The organism is Ornithinibacillus sp. FSL M8-0202 (assembly GCF_037975285.1).
Classification (GTDB): Bacteria; Bacillota; Bacilli; order Bacillales; family Amphibacillaceae; genus Ornithinibacillus; species Ornithinibacillus massiliensis.
On sequence record NZ_CP150248.1, the window covers coordinates 3,040,727 to 3,060,257 of the forward strand.

Genomic DNA, 19,531 nt, shown 5'->3' on the forward strand with positions numbered 1-19,531 from the left:
GCTTTTTTATAGAATATTTCAATTATACGATGTCACCCTGTCTAAATTCTTGAATACTTAGGGAAAAATAGGTAGTATGTATATAGAGCAAAAACGAATGTTAGTTCGCATTTTATGATAACATATAGTGGTAGAATATGGTACACTGAAATAAGGTTAAGGACGGAGGGAGACAATGGAACATAATAAGTTTGAACTGGTTTCAAAATATGAGCCAAAGGGAGACCAACCAAATGCTATAAAAGAATTAGTAGAGAAGGTGCTTGCAGGGCAGCGCCATCAAACATTGCTTGGAGCGACAGGTACGGGTAAGACGTTTACCGTATCCAATGTGGTAAAAGAAATTAACCGTCCAACATTAGTCATTGCGCATAATAAAACATTGGCTGGTCAATTATATAGTGAGTTTAAGGAGTTTTTTCCGAATAATGCAGTGGAGTATTTTGTAAGCTATTATGATTATTATCAACCAGAGGCATATGTCCCTTCCACCGATACATTTATTGAAAAAGATGCCAGTATAAATGATGAAATTGACAAACTACGTCACTCGGCAACGTCAGCCCTTTTTGAACGAAATGATGTGTTAATAGTGGCGAGTGTATCTTGTATATATGGATTAGGTAATCCAGAAGAATATAGTGCACAAGTGTTATCACTTCGTATGGGAATGGAAAAAGACCGTGACCAATTACTTAGAGACTTAGTCGATATACAATATGCACGCAATGATATTGATTTTCAGCGTGGAACGTTCCGTGTACGTGGAGATTCTGTTGAAATTATTCCCGCTTCACGGGAAGAACATTGTATTCGAATTGAATTTTTCGGTGATGAAATCGATCGAATTCGTGAAGTGGATGCTTTAACCGGTGAAATAATTGGTGACCGTGAACATGTAGCCATTTTTCCAGCATCCCACTTCGTCACTCGTGAGGAAAAATTAAAGCTTGCGATTGCTAATATTGAGAAAGAATTGGAAGAGCGTTTGGAAGAGTTACGTGGACAGAATAAGCTTTTAGAAGCACAACGACTAGAACAACGAACCAATTATGATTTAGAAATGATGCGTGAGATGGGCTTTTGCTCTGGGATAGAGAACTATTCAAGACATCTAACCTTACGAGAAGCAGGTGCCACACCATATACGCTATTAGATTATTTTCCGAAAGACTTCTTAGTCGTCGTGGATGAATCCCATGTCACCTTACCACAAATTCGTGGTATGTATAACGGTGACCAAGCAAGAAAGCAAGTCCTTGTGGATCATGGATTTCGCTTGCCGTCTGCTTTAGATAATCGTCCATTGAAGTTCGAGGAGTTTGATAAAAAAGTAAATCAAATTATCTTTGTATCAGCGACACCGGGTCCTTATGAATTAGAGCATACTCCTAAGATGACCGAGCAGATTATTCGTCCTACAGGTTTATTAGATCCGAAAGTCGAGGTTCGGCCAATCGATGGACAAATTGATGACTTAATTGCAGAAATAAATACTCGTACAGAAAAGAATGAACGCGTATTAGTGACGACCTTAACGAAGAAAATGTCAGAGGACCTAACCGATTATCTGAAAGAAATTGGTATTAAAGTGGCTTATTTGCATAGTGAAATAAAAACCCTTGAACGAATTGAAGTAATTCGTGATCTTCGCGTAGGTAAATATGATGTGCTTGTAGGAATTAACTTACTTCGTGAAGGGTTAGATATTCCAGAAGTTTCCTTGGTGGCTATTTTGGATGCGGATAAAGAAGGCTTCCTACGCTCAGAGCGCTCCCTAATCCAAACGATGGGTCGTGCTGCACGTAATGCAAATGGCCAAGTAATCATGTATGCGGATAAGATTACGGATTCCATGCAAAAAGCAATCGATGAGACAGAGCGACGCCGTAAAATCCAAATGGAATACAACAAGAAGCATCATATTACACCGACAACTATTAAAAAGGATGTTCGTGATGTCATAAGGGCGACAGTAGCTTCGGAGGAGGAGGCAGGCTATGAAACGAAGACAAAGAGCCTAGCCAAATTAACGAAGAAGGAAAGAGAAAAGGTTATCGAAAGTATGGAAAAAGAGATGCGCGAGGCTGCCAAAGCGCTTGATTTTGAAAAGGCTGCTGAATTAAGAGATATACTATTTGAACTTAAAGCGGAAGGATGACCGATGAATGCCAAGTAAAACGATTGATATTAAAGGTGCAAGGGCACACAACTTGAAAAATGTTGATATATCCATACCTAAAAATAAGCTAGTAGTCGTAACGGGTCTATCTGGTTCCGGTAAATCATCGCTAGCCTTTGATACGATTTATGCGGAGGGGCAAAGACGCTATGTGGAGTCTTTGTCCGCGTATGCTCGTCAATTTTTAGGACAAATGGAAAAGGCAGATGTGGACACGATTGATGGATTATCTCCAGCCATTGCGATTGATCAAAAAACGACTAGTAGAAATCCACGATCAACGGTTGGGACGGTAACAGAGGTATATGATTATTTACGATTGCTATTTGCAAGAATCGGACGTCCAGTTTGTCCAAATCATGGTATCGAAATTTCTTCCCAAACGGTTCAACAAATGGTAGACCGTATTATGGAATACCCAGAAAGAACGAAAATGCAGCTCCTAGCGCCTGTTGTATCTGGTAGAAAAGGTGAACATATTAAGGTGTTAGAAAAGCTGAAAAAAGAAGGTTTTGTTCGGATTCGTGTGGATAAAGAGATGCGTGAGGTTACAGAGGATATTAAGCTAGAAAAAAATAAAAAGCATACGATTGAAGTCGTAGTCGATCGTGTCATCGTGAAACCAGGTATCGAAACAAGATTAAGTGATTCGCTTGAGACGGCATTGAATCTAGGAGAAGGTAAAGTAGTAGTTGATGTCATGGGAGAAGAAGAGCTAATCTTTAGTGAGAATCATGCTTGTCCAATCTGTGGTTTTTCTATTGGTGAGCTAGAACCAAGGTTATTCTCTTTCAACAGTCCTTTTGGAGCTTGTCCGACATGTGATGGACTTGGTACGAATCTTGTGGTCGATGTGGATCTCGTTATTCCGGATTGGAATAAAACATTAAATGAACATGCGATTGCTGCATGGGAGCCGGTTAGTTCCCAATACTATCCACAGCTTCTGAAAAGTGTTTGTGACCATTTTGATATTGATATGGATATACCAGTAAAAGATATTCCAAAAGAACAGATGGATAAGATTCTTTACGGAAGTGGGAAAGAGAAGATTCATTTCTACTTTAAGAGCGATTTTGGTCATACACGTAATGGGCTGATCGAATTTGAGGGTGTCATCCATAATATTGCACGACGCTATAAAGAATCTTCTTCTGATTATGTTCGTGAAAGTCTAGAGAAGTATATGGCTCAGAAGCATTGTCCAACTTGTAAGGGGCATCGTTTAAAAGAAGAGGCATTAGCGGTTAAAGTGAATGGATTGCATATTAGCAATGTTACAGACTTTTCCATTACAGATGCCATGAATTTCTTCCAAGAATTAGAGCTTAGTGAGAAAGAAAAACAGATTGCTAAGCTACTAATTAAGGAAATTAATAATCGTTTAGACTTTTTGAATAATGTCGGACTAGATTATCTCACATTATCCCGTACTGCTGGAACGTTATCTGGTGGAGAGGCACAACGTATTCGGCTTGCTACCCAAATCGGCTCGGCTCTAACGGGGGTTCTTTATGTTCTAGATGAACCATCCATCGGGCTTCACCAGCGAGATAATGATAAATTGATTGAGGCATTAAAAGGGATGCGTGATTTAGATAACTCGTTGATAGTTGTAGAGCATGACGAGGATACGATGCTAGCAGCTGATTGGTTAATCGATATTGGTCCAGGTGCTGGTGAGCATGGTGGACAAATCGTGGCTAGCGGTACACCGGAAGAAGTCATGAATAACGAAAAATCGTTAACAGGACAGTATTTATCTGGTAATAAGTATATTCCTGTACCACTTACGAGAAGAAAGCCAGATAAACGTTTTATAGAAGTAGTAGGAGCGAAGGAAAATAACCTGAAAAATGTATCGGTAAAAATTCCAATAGGTCTATTCAATGTCGTCACTGGTGTTTCCGGTTCAGGAAAAAGCTCACTTGTTAATGAGATAGTCTATAAATCATTATCGAGAGAACTGAATCGCAGTAAACAAATACCAGGTGCGCATAAGGAAATGAAGGGATTAGAGCATTTAGAGAAAGTAATCAATATCGACCAATCACCTATTGGCCGAACACCTAGATCTAATCCAGCAACCTACACAGGAGTATTTGATGATATCCGTGACGTATATGCTTCTACTAATGAGGCGAAAGTCCGTGGCTATAAAAAAGGGCGTTTTAGCTTCAATGTAAAGGGTGGCCGTTGCGAAGCTTGTAAAGGTGATGGAATCATCAAAATCGAAATGCACTTTTTACCAGATGTATATGTCCCTTGTGAAGTGTGCCATGGCAGTCGCTATAACAGGGAAACATTAGAGGTAAAGTATAAAGGAAAAAGCATCGCAGAAGTATTAGACATGACGATTGAAGAAGCATTAGAATTTTTCAATAATATACCAAAGATTAAGCGTAAACTTCAGACCATTGTCGATGTTGGGCTAGGATATGTAAGGCTTGGGCAGCCTGCTACAACCTTATCTGGTGGGGAAGCACAGCGGGTGAAGCTGGCTAGTGAGCTGCATCGTCGTTCCAATGGTAAGACGATGTACATTCTTGACGAACCAACAACCGGATTACATGTCGATGATATTAGTAGACTGTTAAAAGTACTTCAGCGCTTAGTTGATAATGGTGATACGGTTCTGATCATTGAACATAACTTAGATGTAATTAAAACTGCCGACTATTTAATTGACCTCGGACCTGAGGGCGGTGCAGGTGGCGGTCAGATCATTGCAACAGGTACTCCTGAAAAAATTGCCGAACATAAAGCATCCTATACTGGAAACTATTTAAAGCCAGTATTAGAGCGCGATAAGAAAAGGCAAGAACAAGGATTACAAGCTAAAGAAGAGATGAGTGCAAAATAACGAAAAGCGAAGGATGTCTCATGAAGGTGGGACGTCCTTTTTATGGTCGCTGAACTAGAATTACTTTTGAACTAAAACCATCATGGATTATTTGTTCGTAAGCTTTAAGTTATGACAATAGTCGGATGGAGATTAATTCAGCTATGTGCTAGAATGTAAAAGAAAATATAGAAAAATAAAAAATAATGAGGGTATTTGTAATTATTGAATGGAGAGAATAATTATCAAAAAAATATTTGTTGGTATTATAATTCTATCGCTGTTAATAGTTGGATGTAGTAATGTACAAGAAAATACAGAATTAGGGGAATCTATCCATTCAACCATAGTGGATGTAAGTAATAATGAAATAAGCCTCAAATCTTTAACTGACTTTGAGTGGGAAAAAGCATTCCTCTTTACACCCTATAGTTCCGAAGAAGAAATAGAAAAATATTTGGGCGTTAAATTTAATGACTCAAGTAATATCAGAATGAGAGACGATATATATTTGTTAGTTTTTATGAACGAAGAAAAGGTGGTCCAATATGTTGAAGTGGAACATCAAGGTGTTAATTTAACAATAGGGGAAAAGGATTATTTATCTCCGTCTGATGATTTAATAATTATTGAAAGATAAAATAGAATTTCTTTATTGTAGTAAAGATTTCAATTGTCGATAAAAAGGAGAACACCATAATACTATGGCTAGTATATACTAGACTTTAGTAATATGGTGTTCTCCCCTATACTATATATAATATAGTTGTAAAATTAGTATCTTTCTAAGTCCCTATATTGCTGTAAAGAGTTATTTCTTATAGTGTTGATTACTTTATTCCCAAACCCAACCATTCCAGGCATTTGTCGCCACTAATTCACCGTTAACAATTCTTACTAGTCCACGATTTCTTACATTTTCTCGTAGACCGTCAATAATATATTGATTACTCTTTGTATAATTTAGATAACCATAGTACCGTCCAATTTCATTGTTAATTAAATCCATCTCTTTATCTACTCCTGATGATTCAGACTCATGAGCGTCTGTCCATATATGAACTCGCTCAACTCTATCTGAAAGTGTACCATTAAACCTTTTTATCATAATAGCGTCCCAAAAACTAGTCTAAATGCATCTCCATTTCCTTGATACAACTCGCTAGGCGCATAATAATCCTCAGCTACAGATGTTGCATATAATGCAGCGTCGGCATATTTTGCGAATTCAAGAGGATGGCTTTTAGCAAGCTTTTTTTCTTCATCTGTTAGATTGTCGTAACCTGGAAGGCTCCAATTTAATCCAATTCCAGATTCGGAATTTTTAATTTCGTCTCTAAATAAATCTGCAACGAGTTTGTTAGTCCCCAAATCATTAAAACTGTTAAATCTAGGGTTTTCTTCAATTTTATTGTAAACAGATTTTATAATATCAGGTGTAATCTGATTGATTTCTTCATCTGTTAAGAATTCTTTATTAAACTCCTTTTTAGTATCACCTTTTATGTTTTTAACTTCCTCTGGAATGCTAGAATAATAGGTGTTTATTACAGTTTCATAATCAAAATCTTTAATACTGTCTTCTAAGGTTGTTGATGATGCGGACACAGGTGAGGTAACTAAAACTGTTGCTAATAGGGTACTAGATAAAATCGCTACTTTCTTTTTCTTTTTCAAAATAAACCACTCCTCATTTAATAGAATTATGTTACATAATTATTGTATCACTAACTAATTCTTGTATTATTGGGAGAGTTCGACGATATTTGACAAGTTTCGCCATAGATTTAAGGCAATAAATTACAAAACTTTCCTTAAATAGGAAAGTTTTGCCTAGTCCCTAAATCATTATGTTTTGACGAGACTTGTTCGTTTCGGTAATGTAAAAAGTAGAAATGTAAGGAGGAAGACTGATGAAACCGATTGAGCTTGATAAAGTCCAAGAAAAGCTTGAGAGCTTTGTTGGAAAAGATGTTTATATTCATTTAGAAACAACAAATGGCGCATACGCTAGTCATGTTAATGAGAAAGCATATAATGTTGGTGTTTATATTCGCAATACAAAGGTACGTTTTAATCAAGCCAAAATTGTTGGTGATGGTAAATCCTATCGTGCTGGTTTGAAGATGGATATCGGTTGGATTTATGCAGAGGGACTAACAGAGTGGACTATGCACGAGGATGAAAAACTGTTAATGGCAGGCCACGATCGTGAAGGCCGTCTAATGGTTGCATTACAAATTAGTGAAACACCGTTTCATTACTAAATGGTAGGAGAAAGAAGGTTTAACAAAATGGAAAAGCATAAACATGTTGTTGTTATCTATCCACATCCAGATGACGAATCATTCGGAGCAGCTGGGACGATAATGAATTTTCGTGAACAAGGGGTACCAGTAACCTATCTTTGTGGTACCTTAGGTGAAATGGGACGAAATATGGGAAATCCAACTTTCGCTAACCGTGAAACCCTTCCCGAGATTAGAAAAAAAGAAATTACCGAAGCTTGTAAAGTTTTAGATATGGAATTACGTCTTCTTGGCTATCGAGATAAAACCCTAGAGTACGAGGATCGTAATGAAGTAGCTCAGCACCTAAAAGGGATTTTAGAAGAAATTGAACCTACACTTGTCATTACCCATTACCCAGATCATGCAGTACACCCAGATCACAATGCACTAGGTGCTGCTGCCGTGGAAGCAGTTCGGTTAATGGATCCAGAAAAGCGTCCAACAGTTTGGGCGCAGGCCATCACAAGAACACATGTAGAAGACTTAGGAAAGCCAGATGTTATCAATGATGTACGCAATAATTTTGATAAAAAAATGGAAGCAATTCTCTGCCACCAATCCCAAGCTAGCGGCGTTATTCGCAGCTGGAATCAATCAGACGACATGACAGACGATCTAAAAGAACAAGCCAAAGAGCGTCTAGGCTTTGAATCCTTTTATATTTGGAAATATTAAAAGAATCCCCTGCAATTGGTGCAGGGGATTTTTGTCTAATTCGAAGTACATGAGCTCGAATGTTGGGGAGATGCGCCCGACTTGAAAGTATATGCGCCCAAATGTTGGGGAGATGCGCCCAACGCGAAAGTAAATGAGCCCAAGTCCGTGGAAGATGCGCCCAACTTGAAAGCACATGAGCCCAAGTCGGAGAAAGATGCGCCCAAACTTAAAGTACATGATCCCAACCCAGGGGAAGATGCGCCCACCCCGAAAGCACATGCGCCCAAATCATAGAAAGATGCACCCACCCCGAAAGAACATGAGCCCAAGTCCGAGAAAAATGCGCCCAAACTTGAAGTACATGATCCCAACCCACGGGAAGATGCGCCCAATCCAAAAGCAAATGAACCCAGGTCCGAGAAAGATGCGCCCACCCCGAAAGCACATGAGCCCAAGTCCGAGAAAAATGCGCCCAACTTGAAAGTACATGAGCCCAACCCAGGGGAAGATGCGCCCACCCCGAAAGCACATGCGCCCAAATCATAGAAAGATGCACCCACCCCGAAAGTACATGAGCCCAAGTCGGAGAAAGATGCGCCCACCCCGAAAGAACATGAGCCCAAGTCCGAGAAAAATGCGCCCACCCCGAAAGAACATGAGCCCAAGTCCGAGAAAAATGCGCCCACCCCGAAAGCACATGAGCCCAAATCACAGAAAGATGCGCCCACCCCGAAAGCACATGATCCCAAACCACAGAATAATGCGCCCAATCCAAAATTAAATGACCCCAACCCACAGCAATATCCACCCACCCCCCAACCCCAAATCCCATAAGCCCCACCACCCCCTCCCCACAATTCCATTCATATTTCCCACTTCCATTAATAAACTATAAAAGAGGACAACTACTAGAAAGAGAAGCGATTTTTATATAGAATAGAATAATGGTGAGGATATGAAGGGTGGTGGATGTTTTGTTTTTGAGAGGAATTTTATCCTTAGTTTTGAATGCTGTTGCTTTAATTGTGGTTGCGCAGTTGTTTAATTCCTTCCATTTGGAGGGATTTGGTACTGCTTTGTTAGCAGCGTTAATTTTAGCAGTGCTTAATGTAGTGGTTAAGCCTATCTTAATCATACTTACGTTACCTTTTACAATTTTAACATTAGGGCTATTCTTGTTTGTTATTAATGCGTTGACATTGATGATTACACAAGGTGTGATGGGGGATTCTTTTGTAATCGATGGATTTGGTACAGCGCTTTTAGCTGCTGTTATTCTTTCCATTATCAATTTATTTCTTAACAGAGTAGTAAAAGATACTTTAACTTCATAATAAATTATGTAAAGCATCGGAGTGATACCGATGTTTTTTCTTTGGGTTTCAATTATTGGGTGATACATCTTTTTTCCTTCCACATATGAAAATATGCTACAATTAGAAGCAGTTAGGACTTCTGATGGAGGAAAAGTAAATGACAACAATTGTACGTACGAAGGATTTGCTCGAAAACTTCAATTTAGAGTTAGTCGCTGGAGAAGAGGGCATACATAGGGAAATTACAACGAGTGATATTTCTCGTCCGGGCATTGAGATGACGGGATATTTTAAGTATTATCCGAAAGAAAGACTTCAATTAATTGGAAAAACAGAAATGACTTATTTTCTTGATTTGAGTCAAGAAGAACAGCGGGACCGTATGCAGAAGATTTGTACGGATATTACTCCTGGTATTGTGGTTACAAGAGGGATGACTATTCCTCAGGTAATGATTGATGCAGCAAATAACTCCGGTGTTCCTATATTACATTCTCCGAGGAAGACAACTAGGGTTATCAGTAGATTAACAAACTTCTTAGAGGCAAAATTTGCACCGTTTACGGCAATTCATGGCGTGTTAGTGGATATTTATGGTGTAGGTGTTCTCATTACTGGCCAGAGTGGTGTTGGTAAAAGTGAAACCGCATTAGAGCTTGTGAAAAGGGGACATCGTCTCGTTGCGGATGATAGTGTCGAGATTCGCCAGGAGGATTATGATACGCTCATTGGTAACTCACCACCGTTAATTGAGCATTTATTAGAAATCCGTGGTCTTGGGATTATTAATGTGATGACGTTATTTGGAGCAGGTGCCGTACGTAGTAATAAGAAAATATCATTGATAATTAACTTGGAAATTTGGGATCCGAAGAAGCAGTATGACAGATTAGGATTAGACGAAGAAAAGATGAAAATAATGGATGTGGAATTACCGAAAGCAACCATTCCCGTTCGTCCAGGACGAAACTTGGCGGTTATTATTGAAGTAGCAGCAATGAACTTCCGCTTAAAGCGTATGGGTGTGAATGCGGCTGAAGAGTTTTCGGAACGATTATCAAAAATGATTGTACAAGAGAAGGAACAGGAGTGAGCGTATGAGTTGTGATGCACCATTTCTCGATCGCGTTTTCATTCAATTAGGTTCTTTACCAATTTATTGGTATGGGGTCATTATTGCAACGGGGGCTTTTCTAGGTCTCTATATTGCTATGAGGGAAGCGGATCGGATTGGACTGAAGAAAGACTTATTTGTTGATTTAGTAGTTTTTGCAATACCGATTTCCATTCTATTTGCAAGGATGTATTATGTAATCTTCGAGTGGGAGCGTTATGTAGGGGAACCATGGTGGAAGATATTTGCAATTCGGGATGGTGGAATTGCCATTCATGGAGCATTAATTGGTGCCGTATTAACAGCAATCGTTTTTGCTCGTGTGAAAAAAATTCCATTCTGGCAATTAGCAGATGTTGCAGCACCTAGCTTAATCTTAGGGCAAGCAATTGGACGTTGGGGAAATTTCATGAACCAAGAGGCACATGGCGGCCCAATCATGAGCCAAAATGTAATCGATACACATTATTCGCTACTACCTGATTTTATTATGGATCAAATGTGTATCGGAGGGACCTATTATTATCCGACATTCCTATACGAATCGTTATGGAATATTGTAGTTCTTGTTTTATTGCTGTGGTTACGTCGACGAAACCCTATCCGCGGTACCGTATTCTTAACCTATTTAGCAGCATATTCTGTTGGTCGCTTCTTCATCGAAGGAATGCGTACAGATAGCTTGTATATTGTAGGTAACCTACGAACAGCACAGTTCCTTTCTGTGTTATTAATTGTTGGTGCGATTGTATTTATTATTTATCGCTATAAAACGGTTAAAGAGCGATATCAAGATGTGGAAACAAAGAAAAATCTAGGCAAGAAAAAGAATCCTAAGAAGAAAAAATAATAGCTTTGGAGAGAGGGAAGCAGTAGATGTCTGGTATATTTTTACGAGGTCTTAAACAAGGCCTTCAGACAACCTGGACTTTAGGGAAGGTTATATTTCCAATAACCTTAATTATTACTATCCTGCAATTTACTCCTGTACTACCTTGGGTTATTGAGAAAATTAGTCCTTTAATGGGCTTGATTGGACTGTCAGGGGAAGCAGCTGTACCGATCGTACTAGGGAATGTCTTGAACTTGTATGCTGGTATCGCAGCCATCATTTCTTTTGACTTTACAGTGAAAGAAGTATTTATTATGGCGATTATGCTATCGTTCTCTCATAACCTTATCATTGAGTCTGCGGTTGCTTCCAAAGTAGGAATTAAATGGTGGATTATAGTTGGTGTTCGTATTGGGCTTGCGTTAGTTGCAGCAATAGTCATTAATTTGGTTTGGAATGGTGGCGGAGAAATAGCCCAGTACGGATTCATTTCGAAGGAAACGACCAACTTAACTGGTTGGACAGAGATAGGCTTACATGGTGTAACGACAGCGTTTATTGCTGTCGTGCAGCTAGCTATAATCGTTATACCACTGATGATTATAATGCAATATTTGCGAGAAAAAGGTTGGTTAACAAAGCTTTCCAATGGCTTTGCCCCAATTACGAAACTTTTAGGAATGGAAAAAAATACATCCATGACCTTAGTAGCTGGATTGACGATTGGGCTTGCCTATGGTGCAGGATTAATGATCCAAGCAGTAAAGGAAGATGGCGTGTCCAAAAAAGATATGACATTAGCGTTAATTTTTCTAGTATCTTGCCATGCAGTAGTGGAGGACACGTTAATCTTCATTCCTTTAGGGATTCCTGTATGGCCGTTGTTAGTCATGAGGCTCGTGACGGCAATCGTGTTAACCATGACGATTGCATACTTTTGGAACCGATCGGACCAGCGTAAGAGAAAGGAAATCACCGATGAACATTCATACCATACTATTTGATTTAGACGGAACATTAATTGATACAAATGATCTAATTAATGAGTCTTTTTACCACACATTCAAACAATTTGGATTGGAATTTACCCATGAAGAGATTGTTAGCTTTAACGGACCACCACTTAAAGAAACATTTGAAAAGATTGATTTAGATAAAGCAGAGGCGATGATTACTACATACCGTGAACATAATCTGGCACATCACGATAGCTATGTAAAAGCTTTTCCCCATGTTAAGGAAACCTTAGAAGCGTTAAAAAAACATGGCGTACAGCTCGGAATTGTGACAACAAAGATGCGGGAAACGGCAATAAGAGGAATGAAATTGACAGGAATCTATGACTATTTTAATACGATTATTGCATTAGATGATATCACCCATGCTAAGCCACACCCAGAGCCAGTCCTACGAGCGATGGAGAATCTTCATGCAGCAGCAAATACGACATTAATGGTAGGAGACAATACCCATGATATCGAGTCAGGTCAACATGCAGGAGTATTTACTGCTGGGGTAGCTTGGTCATTAAAGGGAGAAGAAGTATTAAATCAATGTAAGCCAACCTATATGTTACAGGATATGAAGGATTTATTAGAAATCATTGGGGTGTAAGAAATGAGAAATACAGAGCGCCATTCTGTTAAAGAGAATAATTCCCTTTGGCAAATATATAAAACCGTATCCTTTTGGAAGGTTGTTAAAAATTTTATCGTCATTCAAGTTGCTAGATATACACCTTTTTTACGCATGAAAAATTGGTTGTACCGTGTCTTTTTACGCATGAAAGTTGGGAAGAATACCGCTTTTGCGCTCATGGTGATGCCGGATATCATGTTCCCAGAGAAGATTTCGGTTGGGAATAATTCCATTATTGGTTATAATACAACAATCTTAGCTCATGAGTATTTAATTAAAGAATATCGTCTTGGTGAAGTGCGGATTGGCGATGAAGTAATGATAGGAGCCAATAGTACCATTCTTCCTGGTGTTACAATTGGCGATGGCGCAATTGTTTCTGCGGGTACATTAGTACATAAGGATGTGCCTGCAGGTGCTTTTGTTGGTGGTAATCCGATGAAGCTTATTTATACAAAAGAAGAGATGGAGAAGCGCCAGCAAGCACCTCTTTCTGATAACAGTCAATAAGAAAACCTCAAACATCTAAAGACAAACTTTAAAGATGTTTGGGGTTTTTCACTTTTTCTTTGTTTTTTCTATTCGTCATTCTAAATGTAACAGACGAACTAATAGTATGAACTAGTAATTCAATTTATAAGGGGGAACCGGTAATGGGGAATTTTTCAAGCCTGCATCGAAACGAAATTATGGAAGAGATGAAAAGGAAAGAACTAGATTTACTGGTTATTGGTGGCGGGATAACAGGTTCCGGTATTGCTTTAGACGCAGTTACACGAGGACTACAGACGGCGGTATTAGAAATGCAGGACTTTGCTGCGGGTACTTCCAGCCGCTCGACAAAGTTAGTACATGGAGGATTACGGTATTTAAAGCAATTTGAAATAAGGATGGTTGCAGAGGTCGGGAAAGAACGTGCCATCGTTTATGAAAATGGTCCACATGTTACAACTCCTGAATGGATGCTTCTACCATTTCATGAGGGAGGAACGTTTGGGCCTTTTACAACGAATATCGGTCTTAGAGTTTATGATTATTTAGCAGGCGTAAAACGGGGCGAACGAAGAAAGATGCTATCACCGGAAAAGACCCTACAGCTGGAACCATTGCTTAAAAAGGATGGGTTAAAAGGAGCGGGCTACTATGTGGAATATAAGACAGATGATGCGCGATTAACAATAGAAGTTATCAAGAAGGCTGTAGAAAAAGGTGCCCATGCTATCAATTACGTAAAAGTTACTTCTTTTATTTATGATGATCATGGCAAGGTTATCGGTGTAAAGGCAGAGGACCAAACAACTGTTGACATTCATAATATTTATGCAAAGAAGATTATAAATGCATGCGGTCCATGGGTAGACATATTGCGTGAGCTAGATGGTTCCAAACATGGCAAACATCTTCATTTAACAAAAGGGGTCCATCTTGTGTTTTCTCAAGAGAGGTTTCCATTACAACAGGCGGTATATTTTGATACACCGGACGGAAGGATGGTATTTGCTATACCTCGTGATGGTAAAACATATGTTGGAACAACCGATACAACATATAAAGGGGAAATAGCCCATCCAACTATGACGAAAGAGGACCGTGGCTATATATTGGAGGCGATAAATTATATGTTTCCTTCCCTGCGTGTTAAGGAGGAGGATGTAGAATCAAGTTGGGCAGGAATACGGCCTTTAATTGCGGAAGATGGAAAAAAGCCTGGGAAAATTTCACGTAGGGATGAAATCTTTATTTCTAAATCAGGGTTAATTTCGATGGCTGGCGGAAAATTGACCGGTTATCGGAAAATGGCTGAGCAAGCAGTAGATACAGTCGTAAGCCAATTAAAAGATGAGCTTGGAATCATCTATTCGCAGTCTGAAACAAAGACATTACCTATTTCTGGTGGAGAGGTAAATGGGTCCAAAGGCTTCCAACAATTTATGAAGGGTAAAGTAAAGCAAGGTGTAGAGCTAGGTATTGCGGAAGAAATCGCAAGAAAATTAGTGAAGAGATATGGGGCAAATGTGGATAAGGTCTTTAACTTATATGAAACAAGGAAACTAGAGGCAGACGAAGAGGGAATCGATGCGGTCGTTTTTGCCGAGCTTTGTTACGGATTAGAATATGAATTAGTCTATAAACCTACTGATTTCTTTATTAGAAGAACAGGTGCATTGTTCTTTGATATAGATTGGGTAAGAGAGCATAAAGAAAGCGTGATGCTCTATATGAGGAAGCAGCTAAGCTTTAAGGCGGAACGGAATATCAACTTTGTACATGAGTTAGAGCGTCTATTGAAAGAAGCGGTAGAGCCTGCAGAATAGCACCTCTGGATAAGGTTTTAAATATAGGATTGGATAAGGTCTTATAGTATAGATAATCTTCCATTCTATAGGCAGAAACTAACTATGTTATTCCACAAATAATTATGGTATACTTTCAACGATATGTGAAAAAATAGGGGGATATGCATGCAACCAGTAGAAAAAAAGAAAAAATTAGCTCAGACAAACAATGTTATCCCTTTTATCCCTACAGGTGATTTTTACTTTGCGAAAGGTGTAGAATCATTTCGCAAGCGGAAGTTTGACATTGCATTAAAGTGGCTCACCAAGGCGGTAGATGCTGCACCAGATAACCCTTTATACCAATGTCAAATGTCAATCATCTATACGGAAACCGGCTCTTTTCATAAAGCAAATCAAATTCTAACGAATGTATTACAGTCTACAGGAGATCAATATGTAGATTGTTATTATCTACTTGCCAATAATTATGCCCATTTGGGACTTTTAAATGATGCGAAAAAATTTGCAGTATCTTATCTTGATAAAGAACCAGATGGTGATTTTAGCGAGGATGCGAAAGCATTATTGCAATTAATTGAAATTGATGATGATCTTGATGAAGATGAGTGGGAGCTTGATGAAGAGGATGAACTCCTCGTATATCAAGAAACCGTTTTTCATCATTTAGAAAATAATGAGTGGGATAAAGCTTTAGCTTTGTTAGAGGAAATGATATTACTATTTCCAGATCATAAGATAGCACACCATGAATATACGTTTGCACTATTCTTTTCCGGTAGAAGAGAAGAAGCAATTGAAAAAGAACTAGAATTATTTAAGGAAGACTCAAATAGCTTATATAGCCATACGAACTTAGCTGTATTTTACTATGAGACAGGCTATATGGAGGAATATGAAAAGCATATACGCGCATTACTAAATATATATCCAATGCATGAACAACAAAAATTACGTATTGCAGTGACCTTAGCTCGAACAGGATTATATGATGAAGCATTCACACGTTTTCGTATGCTTGATAAAGCAGTGGTGAAAAGTCACATTTCCTATTATCGTTGGTATAGTATGACCATCTATCAATTAGGCGAACCTTCTAAAGCGCTCAGTCTATGGGAGGAAGGTTGTAGAAGGCATCAACGATTATCACCACAGGAAGTGCCATGGGAATCTTGAGCATTTAATTAGACGAGGAAAGGTAAATCTTATACCCTTTATATAGACCAAGAATAGAAACAGAAAGGGGCGTTATCAATGTCCGAAGAAAAAATATATGATTTAATTATTGCTGGTGCAGGACCTGCTGGTATGACGGCAGCCCTTTATGCATCTCGTGCTAACTTGGATACATTAATGATAGAACGTGGTATTCCAGGGGGACAAATGGCTAACACAGAAGACGTAGAGAACTATCCTGGATATGATCATATTTTAGGACCAGATCTATCCAATAAAATGTTTGAACATGCGAAAAAATTCGGTGCAGAATATGCATACGGTGATATAAAAAGTGTCGAGGACCAAGGTGATTTCAAAATTATCCATGCTGGTTCTAAGCAATTCAAGACGAAAGCCCTAATTATTGCAACGGGTGCCCAATATAAAAAACTTGGTATCCCAGGTGAGGAAGAATTAGGTGGTCGTGGTGTATCTTACTGTGCCGTTTGTGATGGTGCGTTCTTTAAAGAAAGAGAATTGATTGTTGTTGGTGGTGGGGATTCTGCTGTTGAAGAAGGGGTTTACCTAACTAAATTTGCAAGCAAAGTAACCATCATTCACCGTCGTGAGGAATTACGTGCCCAAAAGATTCTTCAACAACGTGCATTTGACAATGAAAAAGTAGACTTCATTTGGAATACAACAGTAGAAAAAATCAATGGTCCTGATGGAAAAGTGAGCAGTGTTACATTGAAGGATGTTCATACGGGCGAAGAATACGAAAAGCCTGCGGATGGTGTTTTCGTATATATCGGTATGGTACCGTTAAGTGAACCATTTAAAACGCTTGGTATTACGAATGAGGAAGGGTATATCGTAACAAATGATAATATGGAAACGTCAATACCTGGAATCTATGCTGCTGGTGATATTCGCGACAAAAAACTTAGACAAATTGTAACCGCAACTGGTGATGGTTCAATTGCCGCACAAGCAGCACAAGCATATATTGAAGAATTAGAAGAGAAAATTAAAGCGAAAAAATAAGATGTATTTTGAAAGTAAAAGCATCTTAACGTGTCTGTAACACGGACGAAACATTTATGGGGTACAATAAGAATAACTAATTGACCCCCTTTTTAATAGATAGATTAGTTTTGGCGCAGATGGTTATCATCTGCGCATTTTTTTTATTTCGTCGGATAATGCGCGGATGGCATAAAAAAAGGAAAAATAATCATATTCTTGTGGCATTAAATTGATTACATGTATAATAGATATAGTAGTATACAATTTAACTACATTCGAGATGTAGATATATAAAAATCTAAGCGAACGGTATGAGGTGATACAAGTGACAAATGTTGAACAGGAGACAAAGATGGTCATTATAACTGGAATGTCTGGTGCCGGTAAAACCGTCGCTATTCAGAGCTTTGAAGATTTAGGCTATTACTGTGTAGACAATCTCCCACCGGCCTTACTACCAAAATTTCTTGAATTAATGCGGGATTCAACCAACAATATTCATAAAGTTGCCCTAGTAATGGACCTTCGTGGCCGAGAATTTTTTGATTCCTTATTCGAAGCACTCGACCTGCTAAGTGATGAAGAGTGGCTAGATGAACATATTTTATTCCTTGATGCAAAAGATCAGCAGCTCGTTACACGATATAAAGAAACTCGACGCTCCCATCCTTTAGCATTTGGTGATTTACCATTAAAAGGTATTGAGCAAGAACGTCAAATTCTTGACGAGATGCGAGGCCGTGCACATCGTGTGATTGATACATCTAATTTAAAGCCACGACAATTACGGGAGAAAATCCTTAATTACTATGCTGAAGAAAAGCAGGAAATTTTTTCTGTCAATATGGTATCCTTTGGCTTTAAATATGGAATTCCAATTGACGCTGATCTAGTGTTTGATGTGCGTTTTCTTCCAAATCCACATTATGTCGCCCACTTACAGCCTTTAACAGGATTAAATCAGGATGTATCCTCCTATGTGTTCAAATGGTCGGAAACACAGAAATTCCAGGAAAAAGTGTTGGATTTATTACAATTCATGCTTCCACAGTATAAGAAGGAAGGTAAATCTCAGCTTGTTGTAGGTATTGGGTGTACAGGTGGCCAACATCGATCTGTAGCACTAGCAGAGTATTTCGCAAAGAAATTAGCAGCTAACTATATTACACATGTCACACATCGAGACATTGAGAAGAGAAAGGGCCATTAAATAATGACAGAACAGAAGCTACCACGGATTGTGGTGATTGGCGGAGGAACTGGGATGCCAGTTCTTTTGCGTGGACTAAAAAGCCTCCCTATAAAATTAACTGCATTAGTTACGGTTGCCGATGATGGTGGAAGTACCGGAAGAATTAGAAATGATATGGCCATTCCCGCACCTGGTGATATTCGCAATGTTATCGCAGCAATGTCAGAAGTCGAGCCAATGTTAATTCAACTTTTCCAGCATCGCTTTGTGAATGGAAATGATTTATCTGGCCACTCTATGGGAAATCTCCTATTAGCTGCGATGACATCCATCACCGGGGATTTTTATACTGGAATAAAAGAGATTTCTAGAGTGTTAAATGTGAAGGGGAAAATCTACCCGATTTCCAATGAAAACATTAAACTTTGTGCGGAAATGAAAGATGGAACCATTGTGGAAGGGGAATCTAATATCCCTACATCTGGTAAACAAATTAAGCGAGTGTTCCTAAATCCGGAAGATGTAACACCACTTCCAAATGCAATTAAAGCAATTGAAACTGCTGATTTAATCGTCATTTCACCGGGAAGTTTATATACTAGTATCATGCCCAATTTAATTATTCCGCATATTGGTGAGGCATTACAGCATGCAAAGGCTAAAATCGTCTATGTCTGTAATGTGATGACTCAGTATGGCGAGACGACAGGTTTCTCAGCAAGTGATCATGTACAAGCCATTACCGATCATGTTGGCAAGCATGTCATTGATGCGGTCGTGGTAAATAGAAAGCAGATTGATCCAAAGATTCGTAATGTCTATGCTGGAGAAAAAGCAGAGCCAGTAGAATATGATATTGAACGATTATTGGATATGGGATTAGAGATAATAGATGGCGATATCATTGATTATTCCAAAGGTACGATTCGTCACGATACAAAAAAAATTGCTACTCTATTGTATTCATTAATAAAAAAATAAGG

At 38.8% G+C, this 19,531-nt stretch carries 19 protein-coding genes; 17 read left to right on the plus strand and 2 right to left on the minus strand.

The annotated features are described in order from the left end of the window. Positions 1-175 precede the first annotated feature (175 nt). From uvrB to MKY78_RS15355, 3 genes are all read left to right on the plus strand, one after another. A complete protein-coding gene (gene uvrB, locus MKY78_RS15345; protein ID WP_339213906.1) occupies positions 176-2,161 on the plus strand; it encodes an excinuclease ABC subunit UvrB in 1,986 nt (661 codons plus the stop codon). A gap of 7 nt (positions 2,162-2,168) precedes the next feature. Further along, entirely contained in the window at positions 2,169-5,045 is a 2,877-nt protein-coding gene (uvrA, locus tag MKY78_RS15350) for an excinuclease ABC subunit UvrA (protein WP_339213908.1), read from the plus strand. A 208-nt stretch (positions 5,046-5,253) separates the two neighbouring features. After that, complete coding sequence (locus MKY78_RS15355; RefSeq protein WP_339213910.1) at positions 5,254-5,664, plus strand: hypothetical protein; 411 nt, start codon at positions 5,254-5,256, stop codon at positions 5,662-5,664. Positions 5,665-5,859: 195 nt separating this feature from the next. Here the strand turns inward: MKY78_RS15355 and MKY78_RS15360 are convergent, their stop codons facing one another. Further along, positions 5,860-6,132 carry a hypothetical protein gene (locus MKY78_RS15360; RefSeq protein WP_339213912.1) on the minus strand — a complete coding sequence of 91 codons (273 nt, stop codon included), beginning with the start codon at positions 6,130-6,132 and terminating at the stop codon, positions 5,860-5,862. Further along, a complete protein-coding gene (locus MKY78_RS15365) occupies positions 6,129-6,701 on the minus strand; it encodes a hypothetical protein (RefSeq protein ID WP_339213914.1) in 573 nt (190 codons plus the stop codon). Before MKY78_RS15365 ends, MKY78_RS15360 begins: the two co-directional genes overlap by 4 nt. A gap of 236 nt (positions 6,702-6,937) precedes the next feature. On the opposite strand from MKY78_RS15365, the gene MKY78_RS15370 reads away from it, so the two are divergent. The 14 genes from MKY78_RS15370 to MKY78_RS15435 all read left to right on the plus strand — a co-directional run bounded on the left by MKY78_RS15370 (position 6,938) and on the right by MKY78_RS15435 (position 19,529). After that, the gene (locus tag MKY78_RS15370) at positions 6,938-7,291 is read left to right on the plus strand and encodes a YojF family protein (protein ID WP_339213916.1); all 354 of its coding nucleotides are present in this window, start codon (positions 6,938-6,940) and stop codon (positions 7,289-7,291) included. 27 nt (positions 7,292-7,318) lie between these two features. Beyond that, complete coding sequence (gene bshB2, locus MKY78_RS15375; protein WP_339213918.1) at positions 7,319-7,990, plus strand: bacillithiol biosynthesis deacetylase BshB2; 672 nt, start codon at positions 7,319-7,321, stop codon at positions 7,988-7,990. 301 nt (positions 7,991-8,291) lie between these two features. Further along, complete coding sequence (locus MKY78_RS15380) at positions 8,292-8,453, plus strand: hypothetical protein (RefSeq protein WP_339213919.1); 162 nt, start codon at positions 8,292-8,294, stop codon at positions 8,451-8,453. A 493-nt stretch (positions 8,454-8,946) separates the two neighbouring features. Beyond that, positions 8,947-9,306, plus strand: coding sequence for a phage holin family protein (locus MKY78_RS15385; protein ID WP_339213921.1), 360 nt, complete (start codon positions 8,947-8,949; stop codon positions 9,304-9,306). A gap of 139 nt (positions 9,307-9,445) precedes the next feature. Then, positions 9,446-10,381, plus strand: coding sequence for an HPr(Ser) kinase/phosphatase (hprK, locus tag MKY78_RS15390; RefSeq protein WP_339213922.1), 936 nt, complete (start codon positions 9,446-9,448; stop codon positions 10,379-10,381). Between the two features lie 4 nt (positions 10,382-10,385). After that, positions 10,386-11,252, plus strand: coding sequence for a prolipoprotein diacylglyceryl transferase (lgt, locus tag MKY78_RS15395; protein WP_339213923.1), 867 nt, complete (start codon positions 10,386-10,388; stop codon positions 11,250-11,252). A 26-nt stretch (positions 11,253-11,278) separates the two neighbouring features. Further along, positions 11,279-12,238 (plus strand): nucleoside recognition domain-containing protein, encoded by a 960-nt coding sequence (locus tag MKY78_RS15400; RefSeq protein ID WP_339213925.1) that lies wholly within the window; start codon positions 11,279-11,281, stop codon positions 12,236-12,238. Further along, positions 12,213-12,848, plus strand: coding sequence for a pyrophosphatase PpaX (gene ppaX / locus MKY78_RS15405; protein ID WP_339213927.1), 636 nt, complete (start codon positions 12,213-12,215; stop codon positions 12,846-12,848). The genes MKY78_RS15400 and ppaX overlap by 26 nt, the downstream gene beginning before the upstream one ends. Positions 12,849-12,851: 3 nt before the next feature. Continuing rightward, positions 12,852-13,382, plus strand: coding sequence for an acyltransferase (locus MKY78_RS15410; RefSeq protein ID WP_339213929.1), 531 nt, complete (start codon positions 12,852-12,854; stop codon positions 13,380-13,382). Positions 13,383-13,525: 143 nt separating this feature from the next. Further along, positions 13,526-15,187, plus strand: coding sequence for an FAD-dependent oxidoreductase (locus MKY78_RS15415; RefSeq protein WP_339213931.1), 1,662 nt, complete (start codon positions 13,526-13,528; stop codon positions 15,185-15,187). A gap of 147 nt (positions 15,188-15,334) precedes the next feature. Further along, positions 15,335-16,345 carry a hypothetical protein gene (locus MKY78_RS15420; RefSeq protein ID WP_339213933.1) on the plus strand — a complete coding sequence of 337 codons (1,011 nt, stop codon included), beginning with the start codon at positions 15,335-15,337 and terminating at the stop codon, positions 16,343-16,345. A gap of 78 nt (positions 16,346-16,423) precedes the next feature. Next, positions 16,424-17,374, plus strand: a complete 951-nt coding sequence (trxB, locus tag MKY78_RS15425) for a thioredoxin-disulfide reductase (protein WP_339213935.1) — start codon at positions 16,424-16,426, stop codon at positions 17,372-17,374. A gap of 334 nt (positions 17,375-17,708) precedes the next feature. After that, on the plus strand, positions 17,709-18,566 hold the full coding sequence (gene rapZ, locus MKY78_RS15430) for an RNase adapter RapZ (RefSeq protein WP_186870653.1): 858 nt from the start codon (positions 17,709-17,711) through the stop codon (positions 18,564-18,566). 3 nt (positions 18,567-18,569) lie between these two features. Continuing rightward, complete coding sequence (locus MKY78_RS15435) at positions 18,570-19,529, plus strand: YvcK family protein (protein ID WP_186870574.1); 960 nt, start codon at positions 18,570-18,572, stop codon at positions 19,527-19,529. Positions 19,530-19,531: the final 2 nt, after the last annotated feature.